This window comes from Tsukamurella sp. DT100 (assembly GCF_049844855.1).
GTDB lineage: Bacteria > Actinomycetota > Actinomycetes > Mycobacteriales > Mycobacteriaceae > Tsukamurella.
This window is the reverse complement of the sequence record NZ_JBNCLV010000003.1, coordinates 249962-262658: the sequence shown is the minus strand read 5'-3', so window position 1 is coordinate 262658 and position 12697 is coordinate 249962. Positions and strand designations below refer to the sequence as shown.

Sequence of the window (12697 nt, the reverse complement as noted above, 5' to 3'; positions counted from 1 at the left end):
GGCCCCGGTCGACTCGGGTCACCGTCAGTCGCTGATCAGGTCGCGACCGCGCCCGACGATGAGCGGGTCCGGGCCGGCGGCCAGGACGTCCATGTCCTTGTTGTCGTAGTCGAACTTGTCGAGGATGTAGCGCATGGCGTTGAGGCGGGCGCGCTTCTTGTCGTTGCTCTTCACCACGGTCCACGGCGCGTAGTCGGTGTCCGTCGCGGTGAACATCTCCTCCTTCGCCGCGGTGTAGCCGTCCCACTTGTCCAGCGAGGCGAGGTCCATCGGCGAGAGCTTCCACTGGCGCACGGGGTCGATCTGGCGGATCGCGAAGCGGGTCCGCTGCTCGAGCTGGGTCACGGAGAACCAGAACTTCGTGACGTCGATACCGTCCTCGACCAGCATCTTCTCGAACAGCGGCACCTGGTGGGTCCAGCGCTCGTGCTGCTCGTCGGAGCAGAAGCCCATCACCCGCTCGACGCCGCCGCGGTTGTACCAGGAGCGGTCGAACAGGACGATCTCGCCCTTGGTCGGGAAGTGGTCGATGTAGCGCTGGAAGTACCACTCGCCGGCCTCGCGCTCGGTGGGCTTGACCAGCGCCACCACGCGCGCGCCACGGGGGTTGAGGTGCTCCATGAAGCGCTTGATGGTGCCGCCCTTGCCGGCGGCGTCGCGGCCCTCGAACACGATGACCAGCCGCTGCCCGGTGTCCTTGACCCAACGCTGCAGCTTGAGCAGCTCGATCTGCAGCAGGCGCTTGTCCCGCTCGTACTCGGACCGGGCGAGCCGCTCCGAGTACGGGTAGCCCTCGCGCCAGGTGTCGACGACGTGCCGCTCGGGGGTGAGCAGCACCGGATCGTCGTCATCGTCGTCGTTCACGGAGAAGCCCTCGGTCGCCCGCAGGTCGACGATCTTCTGCAGCGCCTCGCGGCCGCTGACCGCGCTCAAGTCGATGCCCACGGGCAGGTCGAGATCCATCACGCGCCGAAGGCTACGGGCAGGCGCGGACCGGCGGGTGAACGTCGCGTGAACGCGCGGTGCCCTGTGATCGGTAAACTGTGCGGAATGCCCACCACCGCCAACCGCGGACGCCGGCGCGCCGAACACCTCGGGCCCGAGCGCCGCCGCCCCCAGGTCCTCGACGCCGCGCTGGAGATCGCCGCGCGCGACGGGCTCGCCGCCGTCACCATCGGCACCGTCGCCGACCGTCTGCAGGTCACGCGCCCCGTCATCTACTCGTGCTTCCCGGACCGCGTCGCGCTCATCACCGAGCTGCTCGATCGCGAGACCGAGACGATGATGACCTACGTCCTCACATCGCTCCACAACGCCCACGGCGAGGACCCGGAGACGGCGTTCATCATCGGCATGCGCGGCCTGCTGGCCGCGGTCAACGAGCGCGCCGACACCTGGCAGCTGCTGTTCTCCGGCGTCACCGACCCGGAGGTGGTGCACCGCGTGCAGGGCGCGCGCGCGACCCTGGCCCGCCAGGCCGAGGACTGGATCCGGCCCGCGCTCATCCGCTGGTGGGACATGCAGGACCTGGACGCCAAGCTGCCGATGCTCATGGAGTTGTTCGTCTCGGCGTGCGAGGCCGCCGTCCGGTCGATGCTGGCCGACCGCCCCGACGACGCGGGCAAGGATTGGCGCGGGGACTCCGAGCGGATCGGCGCGTTCTACGGCTCCGCCGTCTACCGCGCCTTCCACGGCGCCTGACGGTCCGCCGTCACCTCACCGGTGACGGCTCCACGCCGCCCAGAGGGCGGCGTACCGTCCGCCCGCGCTGCGGAGTTCGTCGTGCGTGCCCTGCTCGACGATGGCGCCGCGCTCCATCACCAGGATCCGGTCGGCCCGGGCGGCCTGGCTGAGACGGTGCGCGACGACGAGGGCGGTGCGCCCGGCGAGCGCGGCCTGCGCGGCCTCCTCGAGCAGGTCGGCGTCGGCGCTGTCGGCGTCGGCGGTGGCCTCATCGAGGATCGCGACGGGCGGGTCGAGCAGCACGAGGCGGGCCAGCGCGAGCTGCTGCTCCCGCTGCGGGGTGAGCGCCTGTCCGCCCGCGCCGACGACCGTGTCCAGCCCGGCATCGAGCAGGGACACCCACTCCCGCGCGCCCACCCGCGCCAGGGCGGCGTGCAACTCCGCGTCCGACGCCGACGGCGCCGCCATCCGCAGGTCCTCGGCCAGCGAGCCGGCGAAGACGTGGACGTCCTGCGTGAGCAGTACCGGCGCAGCGGAATCCGGCAGCGTCGCGAGGTCGGTACCGCCGATCCGCACCACTCCGGCGTCGGGCACGTGCACGCCTGCGATGAGCGCGGCGAGGGTCGTCTTCCCCGCGCCCGACGTGCCGACCACGGCCACCGTCTCCCCCGGTTCGAGGCGCACGGTGACCCCGTCGAGCACGCGGCGCCCGCCGCCGTACCCGAAGGCGACCCCGTCGACCTCGACGCTGGGCGGCCCGCCGCGCACGTCCACCACGCCCGACGGTGCCGGTCCCGATGCCTCGTTGTCGGCCACCCCGATCACCCCGACGATGCGGGCGAGAGAGGCTCCGGCGGACTGGATGTCGTCCATCACCAGCAGCAGCGCGCCGATCGGCCCGAACAGGCGCAGGAACAGCAGCATCGCGGTGGTGACGGCACCGACGGTGACCAGGTCCCCGTCGACGAGGGCGAAGCCGAGCACGAGGATCGCGGCCATGCCGACGAACTCGGCGAGGTTGACCCGCCCGAAGAGCCGGTTCTGCACGATCCGCGCGCGCATGGTCCAGCGCACGACGCGCCACGAACCGTCGCTGACCCGCAGGCTCGCGCGGTCCATGAGGTCGTAGGCGTGCACGGTGGGCAGGCCGCGGATCGACCCGAGCATGTGGTGCGCCCGCTCCGCCATGGCCGCCCGCTCGGAGCGGTAGACCGGCGGCGCGACGCGCACGTACATCCGCGCGCCGAGTACGTAGACCGGGAGCACCACCACGACCACCAGCAGGAACCGCCAGTCGAGCGCGGCGAAACCGGCGACGGTCACGGCGACGGAGAAGCCGGACCGGGCGAGCGCGGGCACGCCGCGGGAGATGGCCTGGCTGACCGCGCCGACGTCGTCCGTCGCGCGGGAGACCAGGTCGCCGGACCCGGCCTCCTCGACCCGCGACTGGGAGAGTCGCAGCGCCGCACCGACCATCGACTCGCGCAGCCGGGCGAGCGCGGTCTCGAAGACCTGCGCGGAGAGGGCGATACCGAGGCCGGTGAACACCGCCGAGGCGATCGCGGCGGCCGCCATGAGACCGCCGATCCGCAGTACGTCGGGGTAGCCGCCGCCGTCGATCGCGACGTCGACCATCGCGCCGAAGCCCCACGGCACGGCCAGCCCGAGGGCGGCGCCCACGAGCAGGACCACGAACACGAGGGCGAGGGCGCCGCGCTTCCCCGCGAGCAGGCCGCGGGCGAAGCGGAAGGTCTCCGCCCCGTCGGCGATCGGCAGGGCGCCGGTGGTGCCGGTCGTGGTGGGGGCGCTCATGCGCGGACCTCCGCTCCGGCGGGGCTGACGGTGAGCACGGTGTCGGCCGCGGCGATCAGCGTCGGGGAGCCGGTGAAGACGACGGTGGCGAGTCCCTCGCGGGCGGCGCCCAGCCGGTCGGCGATCGCGGCCTCGGTGACGGAGTCGACCGCGCTGGTCGGGTCGACGAGCACCAGCGTGCGGGTGTCGGTGGCGAGGGCGCGGGCCAGCGCGACGCGCTGACGCTGGCCGCCCGAGAGCAGCCGCCCGGCCTCGCCCACGGAGGTCTGCAGCCCGTCGGGCAGGACCTCCAGGACGTCGTCGCAGGCGGCCGCGAGGAGCGCCGCCGCGACCCGGTCGGGGGCGCCGCCGGCGGCGACGTTCTCCTCGACGGTGCCCTCGAACAGGGTGGTCGCGTGCGGCGCGACGCGCACGGTCCGCAGCGCCACGGGCTGGGTGAGCGTGTACAGGTCGGTGCCGCCGACGGTGACCCCGGCGCCCGGCCGCGGCGCCCCGGACCGCGCGAGCAGCGCGGTCGCGGCGGCGGTGGTCTCGGCGCCGCACACCACGGCGGTGACCCCGGTGGGCGGGAACTCCAGGTCGACGACGCCCTCGCCCGCGGGGACGCCGGAGAGCCGCACGGGCACCTCGTCCCCGTCGTGCGCGTGCAGCACGCCCTCGTCGCGCGCGAAGGGCGCCTGCAGCACCATGAGCACGCGCTTGGCGGAGGCGTTGCCCGCCACCCAGAACTTGCCGAAGTTGGTGCCCATGGCCTGCAGCGGCGCCATCACCACCTGGGTGAGGCCCACGACGGTGATGAGCTGGCCGACGGTGAGGTCGCCGTGCACGGTCTGGACGCCGGCGAGCACGCCCACGAGCACCACGAAGGCCGCGGCGACGGCCTCCATCGCGCCCACGTAGGCGCCCTCGGAGCGGCGCGCCTTGATGACGGCCGCGAGGGCGCGGGCGCTCGCCGCCCGGTACCGACGGTCGGCCTCGGCCTCGGCGTGCATGCCCTTGACCACGCGGAATCCGGCGACCAGGTCGGCCGCGGACCCCGCTGCCTCGCCGGCGGCCCGCTGCTCGGCCTCGCTGCGGGCGCGCAGGGCGCCGCCCGCCTTGTCGAGGCACCACAGCATCGCGGGCGCGCCGAGCAGCACGAGCAGGCCCAGCTGCCAGGAGATCGACAGGAGCACGACGCCGCAGAAGACGATCGCCGCGAGCTCGCCCACCGGGTAGAGCCCGAGCGCGACCGACATGGCGAGGCGCTGCACGTCGGAGGTGGCGATGGAGAGCAGCACGCCGGGCGAGTGGCCCCCGCCCAGGCCGCGCGGGTCCAGGATCCGGTCGGTCACCTGGGTGCGCAGCCGGTGCTGCACGGTGTTCATGCCGAGGAAGCCGATGCGCGAGCCGAACCGGAAGCTGAACGAGAGGAAGGCGAACAGGACCGCGAGCACGAGGACCCAGCGGATCGTCGCCGCCCAGTCCCCGGTCTGGATGGCCCGGTCGATCGCGAGGCCCATCACCACGGGCACCAGCGCCTCGCCGACCTGGTGGCCGATGATGAGCAGGCCCGCGGGCAGCGTCCGCGACGGGTTGCCGAACATGGTGCGCAGCACCAGCTGCCGCGGCGTGGTGTCGGCATCGACCGCGAGCGGCCGGTGGTCGGGCTGCTGCTCGGGCGCCTCGAAGAACACCGGCAGCCGGCTGCCGGTCCAATCCGCCACCCTCAGCTCCGCGCGGACTCGGTGAGCCGGAACGGGCCCAGCACGGTGCGCAGCTTGTTGCGGGTCTCGGCCAGCTCGGCCTGCGGATCCGAGGCCCCGACGATGCCGCCGCCCGCGTAGGCGCGCAGCCGCGCACCGTCGAGCTCGGCGCACCGGATGCTGACCCGCCAGTGCCCGTCGCCGTTCGCGGCGGTCCAGCCGACGGCGCCGGCGTAGAAGCCCCGCTCGCCCTCGATGTCGGCGATCGCGCGGGCGGCGGTCCGCCGCGGGAAGCCGCAGACGGCGGGGGTGGGGTGCAGCGCGAGCGCGAGGTCGAGCGCGCTGGTCGCGGGGTCGGCGAGCCGGCCCTCGATCTTGGTGCCGAGGTGCCACACGGGCCCGGCCCTCGTCACCGACGGTGCGGCGGGCACGTCCAGTTCCGCGCACAGCGGCGCGAGCGCGGCGGCGATCTCGTCGACGACGTAGGCGTGCTCCTCGCGGTCCTTCTCCGAGTCCAGCAGGCCCTCGGGCGTGGTCGCGGTGCCGGCGAAGGGATGGCAGAAGACGGTGTTGCCCATGCGCCCGACGAGGATCTCCGGGCTGGAGCCCACGAGCCAGCGGCCGCGGTAGGCGTCGCCGGCGGCGGCGAGGTCGACGGCGAAGGCGTTGCCCTCCAGGTCGCGCTGCTCGAGCGCGGCGGCCACGGCGAGCGGGTCGAGCGGCGCGGCGGCCTCGAAGTCGACGGCGCGCGCGAGCACCACTTTCTGCAGCTCGGAGTCGTCGATGAGCTCGATGGCACGGCGCACCCGGTCGACGTGCTCGGCCGGCTCGGGGTGCTGGGCGGTCTGCGTCAACGTGGGCAGCTCGGCGGCCGTCCCGGCGGGAGCCGCGGCCACGTCGCCGAAGTGCTCCGGCACCGTCAGCGCGGCGGGATCGGCCAGGTCGAAGGGCAGCGCGCCCACCACGGCGGGGACCGTGCCGGCCCGGAGCGCGGCGGCCGCGGCGTGCGGGTCGGTGAACGCCCCCGCGCTGCCGCGCGCCGCGAGGCGCTGCCCGGCGGCGGTCAGCAGGAAATGCGGATGGTCGCTCTCCCCGCTCGTGCTCGCCGTCATCGCAGTGCCTCCAGAACCTTGTCCGTAGTCTCCACTCTGCCGCATCGGCCCGCCACATAGGTGAGCGCGTTGGCGTGATCCTCGGCGGAGAAGTCGGCGACGGCGTCGCGGACCACGTAGGGCTGCACGTCGCGCATGAAGGCGTCGAGCGCCGTGGTCATGATCCCGATGTGGGCGTAGATGCCCGCGATGACCAGCTGATCGCGGCCCCAGGCCCGCATCCGCTCGGCGAGATCCGACTTGGCGAAGGCGCTGTAGCGCCACTTGGTGAGCAGAACGTCGTCGTCGGCCGGAGTCAGCTCGCCGATGATGTCCTGGTTCGCCGTCTTGAGGCCGGGTCCCCAGAAATCGGTGAGCAGCGCGCGCTCCTCGGGGTCCTGGTCGCCGGGCTGCGCGGTGTACACCACGGGCACCCCGGCGGCGCGGGCCGCGGCGCGCAGCGCCACGATGTTCGGCACCACGGTGCGCAGCGGCTCCGCGTCCCGCTCGAACGGCCCCACGAAGTGCTCCTGCATGTCGTGGATCAGCAGGACGGAGCGCGCCGGGTCGACGGTCCAGTCGACCGTGTCGGGGCACTCGATCTCGGGCAGGTCGTAGACGACCGTCTTCGGCAGGCTCACAGCTTCTCCTCGTCCTTACGCCCGACGAGATCCGCCAGCGCGCGCCGCAGTTCGCGGCGACTGATCTTTCCGACGCCCGTCGTGGGGAATTCGTCGACGAACTCCACCCGGTCGGGCACCTTGTACTCGGCCACGCCGCGGGCGCGGACGAACTTCTTCAGCTCGGGCACCGTGGGCCGCTCGCCCCCGGTCAGCACCACCGCACACGTGCGTTCCCCGAGGAACTCGTCGGCGACGGCCACGACGGCCGCGTCGATCACCAGGGGGTGGGCGATGAGGTGGTTCTCCACCTCCTCGGCGGCGATCTTCTCGCCGCCGCGGTTGATCTGGTCCTTGGCGCGGCCCTCCACGACGAGGTGCCCGCTCGGCAGCCGCCGCACGATGTCGCCGGTGCGGTAGAAGCCCTCGGCGTCGAAGGACTCGGCGTCGACGCCGCCCAGGTAGCCGCGGATCGTGTACGGCCCGCGGGTCCACAGCAGCCCGGCCTCGCCCTCGGGGACGGGCGCACCGTCCTCGTCAAGGACGCGCACCTCGTCGTCGGGCGAGATGGCGCGGCCCTGCGTGCCGAGGACGAGCTCCTCGGGGTCGTCGTCGCGGGTGTAGTTGACCAGGCCCTCGGCCATGCCGAAGACCTGCTGCAGGCGGCAGCCGAGCTCCGGGGTCACGCGCCGCGCCGCCTCGGGCGGGAACTTCGCCCCGCCCACCTGCAGCACGTCCAGGCTGCCCAGGTCGGCGGTCGAGCCGGGCACGGCCTGCAGCCACAGCATCGCGAGCGGCGGGACCAGCGACGTCATGGTCACCTTCTCCGCCTCGATCAGCGGGAAGGCCTTCGACGGTGCCGGGTCCGTCCCGAGCACGACGGTGCCGCCGGCCCACAGGACGCCGAGGATGCCGGGGCTGCTCATGGGGAAGTTGTGCGCCACGGGCAGCACCACGAGGAACCGTGCGCCGGGCCCGAGCCCGCAGATCTTCGCGGACTCGCGGACGGAGTACAGGTAGTCGGCGTGGGTGCGCGGGATCAGCTTCGGCACACCGGTGGTGCCGCCGGAGAGCTGCAGGAACGCCAGGGATTCCGGGTCGGCGGTGACCGGTGTCCCCTCCGCGACGTCACCCACGAACGGCAGGTCGTCGACGACGAGGATCTCGGCGCCGGTCTCCGCAGCGACCTCGGCGGCCAGCGCACGGTGGTCGAAGCGGTTGATGGTCGCCGCGGTGATCATGGCCTTCGCGCCCGACGTCTGCACGAAGTGCACGAGCTCGCTGCGGCGGTGCGCGGGCAGCGCGAACACGGGGATGGCGCCGATCCGGAAGAGCCCGAACAGCACGGTGACGAACTCTGCGGTGTTCGGCAGCTGCAGTACCACCCGATCGCCTGCGGCGATTCCCGCGGCGCGCAACCCCGCGGCGGTCACGGCGGCCGCCGTGTCCAGCTCGCGGTAGCTCAGTCGCACCGGGGCACCGGCGACGTCCTGCGCGACCAGCGCCTCGGCGTCGCCGAAGCGTTCTGCGGCCTCGGGCAGGAAGGACGCGAAGGTCTCGCCGGTCCAGTGGCCCGCCGCGCGGTAGCGCGCGGCGAACTCCTCCGGGAAGTAGCGGGTCTCGGTGCTGGTCATACGGTGGCGCCTCCGTCGACGGTGAGTACCTGCGCGGTCACGTGCCGCGCATCGGGCGAGAGCAGGTAGTCGATCGCACCGGCGATGTCGTCGGCGTCGGCGATGCGGCCCAGGGGGATCCCCAGCCGGTGCCGCGCCAGGTCGCCCGCGATCGCGGCCTCCGCGGCGGCGGCGCCGCCGAAGGCGGTCTGCATGGGCGTGGCGGTGGAGCCGGGCGCGACCACGTTGATCCGCACGCCGCTGCCCGCGAGCTCGAGGGCGAGGGTCAGGGTCGCGCTGTGCGCCGCGGCCTTCGACGCCCCGTAGGCGCCGAGGCCGACGCGCGGGCCGTTCCCGGCGTTGGAGCCGACGACCACGGCGGCGCCGGCGCCGCGCTCCGCCATGCGGCGGGCGGCGGCGGTGAGCACGTGCACGGTGCCGGTGAGGTTCACGGCCAGCGCGGCGGCCCAGTCCTCGGCCGCGGTGTCGAGAACCGTTCCGGCGACGAGGATTCCCGCGCAGTGCGCGAGCGCGTCGACGGGGCCGCCCGCCTTCTCGGCGGCGTCCAGCGCCGCGGCGACGGCGTCGGCGTCGGTCACGTCGAGGACGTGGGAGGTGGCGGTTCCGCCCGCGTCGGCGATGGCGCGGGCGGTCGCGACCAGCCCGTCGGCGTCGCGGTCCGCGAGGGCGACGGGGCCCCGCCGCGCGAGCCGCAGGGCGGTCGCTGCGCCGATCCCGGAGGCTGCGCCGGTGATGAATGCGTGCATATCAGCGTCCCCGGGTCAGCCGAGATAGGCGCCGGAGTCGCCGAGGATCTTGGCGGCGGGGTGCTCGGCACCGTCGGCGGTGCGCACCGTCTCGACGATCAGCGCGGGGTTGCCACCGCGCCAGGAGTCCTGCCCCGCCACCACGGCGATGCCGTCACCGTCGGGCACGCAGACGCGGCCCGGCGTGCCCCCGTACCGCTTGGTAGACACTGAGGCGCCGGTGATCGCGAGCCGCTCGCCACGGAAGACCGTGTGGGCGTTCGGGTACGGATCGGACTGCGCGCGAATGAGCCGCTCGATCGCATCGGCGGGCCACGACCAATCGATCGCGCTGTCCGCGTCGGAGCGCTTGTGGAAATACGTGGCGGCGGCCGGGTCCTGCGGGATCGGCTGCGCCGTCCCGGCTTCCAGCTCGCCGAGCGACCGGGCCACGAGCGGAGCGATCAGGTCGACGGTGCGATGGAACAGGTCGACGGTGCGGTCCTTCGGGCCGACGGCGACGGACTCCTGGGCGATGATGGGCCCGGTGTCGAGGCCCTCGTCCATGAGGTGCGCGGTGACGCCCACGTGGGTCTCGCCGTTGATGAGCGCCCAGATCAGCGGCGAGAAGCCGGCGTACTTCGGGAGCAGCGAGTCGTGGATGTTGAGGGTCCCCAGGCGCGGCATCGAGTAGATCGACTTCGGCAGCCAGGTGCGCCAGTTGTTGGCGACGATGATGTCGGGCTCGGCGGCCGAGACCGCCTCGAAGAGGGCCTCGTCGGGCTTCTTGGCGAGGTGCACGGGCACGCCGCGGGACGTGGCGAGCTCCTCGACCGAGTCGTTCCACATCATCTCGTACGGGTTGTTCGAGACGGGGTGGGTCACGGCGAGCGCGACCTCGTGGCCGGCATCGAGGACGGCGGACAGTGTGCGGTGGCCCCAGGTCTGGAAGCCGAAGGTGACGACGCGCATCATGCTCCCTTCGCGACGGTGGTCAGGCGGGTGTCGGCGGCGAGTCCGTCGAGGATCTCGCCGGCGCGGACGGCGACGTTCGACAGCAGCGTCGATCCGAGACCGTGAGTGGATTCGGTGGCGCCCTGGACGTACAGGCCGTCGAGCGGCTCGCCGTCGATGGTGAGCACGTAGTCGCGGCCGACCTGCATCCGCTCGGGCGCGACGTCCCAGCCGGCGAGGACGTCGGAGACGCCGATGGAGCGGAAGCCGGTGGCGCACACGACGGCCGAGTAGTCCTCGCCGGTGGTCTCGCCGGCGATCCGGTCGCGCAGCGTGACCCGCACGCCGGTGTCGGAGGCCACCGCCGAGGTGACGACCGTGGCGGGGCGCATCAGCAACCGGCGATGGCCGCTCACCTTCTCCTGGTACTCGACGGCGTAGAGCTCGTTGATCAGCTCGATGTCGACGCAGCCGTAGTTGGTGGTCGCGTGCCGGGCCATCAGCTCTTCGCGGACGTCCGCGGGCGCGTCGTAGAAGTCGTCGACAGCGTCGGGATCGAAGACCCGGTTGGCGTACGGGCTGTCGTCGGCAGGCTGGAAGCCGTAGGAGTTGTAGACGCTCTCCACCACGGCGTTCGGGTAGCTCCGGTGCAGGTACTGGGCGACCTCGGCCGCGCTCTGCCCGCCGCCCACGACGAGGAAGCGGTGCGGCGCTTCGACATCCAGGTCGGCCGCGGCGAGGTGCTCGAGCAGCCGGTGGTTGTGGAACAGGCGCGGGCCGGCGGCGGCCCACTCGGGCAGCCGCTCGCGCAGTCCGGTCGCCACCACGACGGACCGGGCGCGCAGGGCGCCGTCACCGTCGGGACCGGTGAACCGGACGAGCCATCGCGCACCGTCGACGGCGCCGTCCACGCGCTCGACGGCGGTCACCGTCGTGCCGTAGTCGATGCGGGCGGCGACGCTCTCGGCCACCCAGGAGAGGTAGTCAGTGAACTCCACCCGGGTCGGGAAGAAGGTCTGGTGGTTGATGAAGTCGACGAGCCGGCCGCGGGCCTCGAGGTAGCTCAGGAAGGTGAACGGGCTGCGCGGGTTGCGCAGCGTCACCAGATCCTTGAGGAAGGCGATCTGCATCGTGGCGCCGTCGAGGAGCATGCCGGGGTGCCAGGCGAAGGCGGGTTTGCGTTCGAGGATCGTCATCGACAGCGGCGGCAGGCCCGTCCGGTTCCGCTCATCGAGGGCCGCGGCGAGCCCCAGATTCGACGGTCCGGCCCCGATCCCGACCACATCGGCGATCGCGTGCTGCTGTCCCATGTATCTCCCTCGTCGACTATCTAGATAGGATAGGCATACCTGAAAGTAGAGACCATTCGCCAGTCGTGCGAACGTCTGTGTCCATCGACACAGGCGACCCTTCGAAGAGGAGAAACCGTGTTCGGGTCATCCCGCATCACTCGTACCGCCCTTGCCCTTGCCGCCGCTACCGCCCTGGTCACGGGCGCCGCGGCGTGCGGATCCGGCTCGTCGACCGACGAGCACGCACAGCACGACGCGGGCTTCCCCGTGTCGATCACCTCCGCGCTGGGCACCACCGAGATCAAGGCCCGCCCGGAGCGCGTGGTCACGCTCGGATGGGGCAGCACGGAGGCAGCGATCGCGCTCGGCGTGACGCCCGTGGGCATGCGCGACATGTCCTCGGAGCTCGGCAAGGACGCCGGCGGGATCATGCCGTGGGTGCAGGAGAAGCTCGGCGACGCGAAGCCGGTCCTGCTGCCGGAGTCGAGCAAGTCGCTCCCGCTGGAGCAGATCGCGGCCCTCAAGCCCGACGTGATCCTGTCGGTCCAGGCAGGCCTGACCGCGGACCAGTACGCGCAGCTGAGCAAGATCGCGCCGACGGTCGCGCAGCCCGGCCGCAACTGGCAGACCTCGTGGCAGGACCAGACGACCCTGGTCGGCAAGGCGCTGGGCCGCGAGGCCGAGGCGAAGACGCTGATCGCGGACACCGACAAGCGCATCGCCGAGGTCAAGGCCGCGCACCCGGAGTTCGCCGGCAAGACCGTGGCGGCCGCCAGCGGCACCACCCCCGAGAGCCTCAACTTCTACTTCGACACCGACCCGCGGGTGATGCTGCTTCAGAGCTTCGGCTTCACCGTGCTGCCCGAGCTGACCGCCCTGCGCGAGGCCACGCCCCCCGGCAAGTTCGCCGCGCCGGTGAGCTGGGAGAACGTTCCGAAGTACAACGCCGACGTGCTGACCTCGTGGTACCTCGACCCCGCCAAGCGCGAGGCCACCGAGGCCAACCCGTCGTTCGCGAGCCTGAAGGCCGTGCAGCGCAAGTCCTATGTCGCCCTGACGGATCCGCCGCTCGTGTACGCCGTCAGCTCGCCCAACGTGCTCGACCTGCCGTGGCTCCTCGACCGCTACGTCCCCGCCCTATCGGCTGCGGCGAAGCAATCCGCCAACTGAGTCTCACAGTTTCGAATGCCATCGTAGAAGA

11 protein-coding genes are annotated in these 12697 nt (G+C 72.7%); 2 read left to right on the top strand and 9 right to left on the bottom strand.

The features are described from left to right. Positions 1–24: 24 nt before the first annotated feature. Positions 25–963 (bottom strand): polyphosphate kinase 2, encoded by a 939-nt coding sequence (gene ppk2, locus ACLQ3K_RS08380; RefSeq protein ID WP_224645384.1) that lies wholly within the window; start codon positions 961–963, stop codon positions 25–27. An 87-nt stretch (positions 964–1050) separates the two neighbouring features. On the opposite strand from ppk2, the gene ACLQ3K_RS08375 reads away from it, so the two are divergent. Beyond that, positions 1051–1701 (top strand): TetR/AcrR family transcriptional regulator, encoded by a 651-nt coding sequence (locus ACLQ3K_RS08375; protein WP_425998515.1) that lies wholly within the window; start codon positions 1051–1053, stop codon positions 1699–1701. Positions 1702–1716: 15 nt separating this feature from the next. On the opposite strand, the gene ACLQ3K_RS08370 is transcribed toward ACLQ3K_RS08375, so the two are convergent. The 8 genes from ACLQ3K_RS08370 to ACLQ3K_RS08335 are packed head-to-tail and all read right to left on the bottom strand — an operon-like array spanning position 1717 to position 11514. Then, complete coding sequence (locus tag ACLQ3K_RS08370; RefSeq protein WP_425998513.1) at positions 1717–3495, bottom strand: ABC transporter ATP-binding protein; 1779 nt, start codon at positions 3493–3495, stop codon at positions 1717–1719. Continuing rightward, a complete protein-coding gene (locus ACLQ3K_RS08365; RefSeq protein ID WP_425998511.1) occupies positions 3492–5201 on the bottom strand; it encodes an ABC transporter transmembrane domain-containing protein in 1710 nt (569 codons plus the stop codon). Before ACLQ3K_RS08365 ends, ACLQ3K_RS08370 begins: the two co-directional genes overlap by 4 nt. 2 nt (positions 5202–5203) lie before the next feature. Then, positions 5204–6292: an isochorismate synthase gene (locus tag ACLQ3K_RS08360; RefSeq protein WP_224645216.1), complete on the bottom strand. Its 1089-nt coding sequence runs from the start codon at positions 6290–6292 to the stop codon at positions 5204–5206. Next, entirely contained in the window at positions 6289–6912 is a 624-nt protein-coding gene (locus tag ACLQ3K_RS08355; protein WP_224645217.1) for an isochorismatase family protein, read from the bottom strand. Before ACLQ3K_RS08355 ends, ACLQ3K_RS08360 begins: the two co-directional genes overlap by 4 nt. Then, positions 6909–8525, bottom strand: coding sequence for a (2,3-dihydroxybenzoyl)adenylate synthase (locus tag ACLQ3K_RS08350; protein ID WP_425998508.1), 1617 nt, complete (start codon positions 8523–8525; stop codon positions 6909–6911). Before ACLQ3K_RS08350 ends, ACLQ3K_RS08355 begins: the two co-directional genes overlap by 4 nt. Then, entirely contained in the window at positions 8522–9271 is a 750-nt protein-coding gene (locus ACLQ3K_RS08345; RefSeq protein WP_425998506.1) for an SDR family oxidoreductase, read from the bottom strand. The genes ACLQ3K_RS08350 and ACLQ3K_RS08345 overlap by 4 nt, the downstream gene beginning before the upstream one ends. A gap of 15 nt (positions 9272–9286) precedes the next feature. After that, entirely contained in the window at positions 9287–10222 is a 936-nt protein-coding gene (locus ACLQ3K_RS08340; protein ID WP_425998504.1) for a methionyl-tRNA formyltransferase, read from the bottom strand. After that, positions 10222–11514 (bottom strand): lysine N(6)-hydroxylase/L-ornithine N(5)-oxygenase family protein, encoded by a 1293-nt coding sequence (locus ACLQ3K_RS08335; protein ID WP_224645221.1) that lies wholly within the window; start codon positions 11512–11514, stop codon positions 10222–10224. Before ACLQ3K_RS08335 ends, ACLQ3K_RS08340 begins: the two co-directional genes overlap by 1 nt. Positions 11515–11631: 117 nt before the next feature. Between ACLQ3K_RS08335 and ACLQ3K_RS08330 the strand changes: the two genes are divergently transcribed. Next, the gene (locus ACLQ3K_RS08330; protein WP_425998501.1) at positions 11632–12666 is read left to right on the top strand and encodes an iron-siderophore ABC transporter substrate-binding protein; all 1035 of its coding nucleotides are present in this window, start codon (positions 11632–11634) and stop codon (positions 12664–12666) included. Positions 12667–12697: the final 31 nt, after the last annotated feature.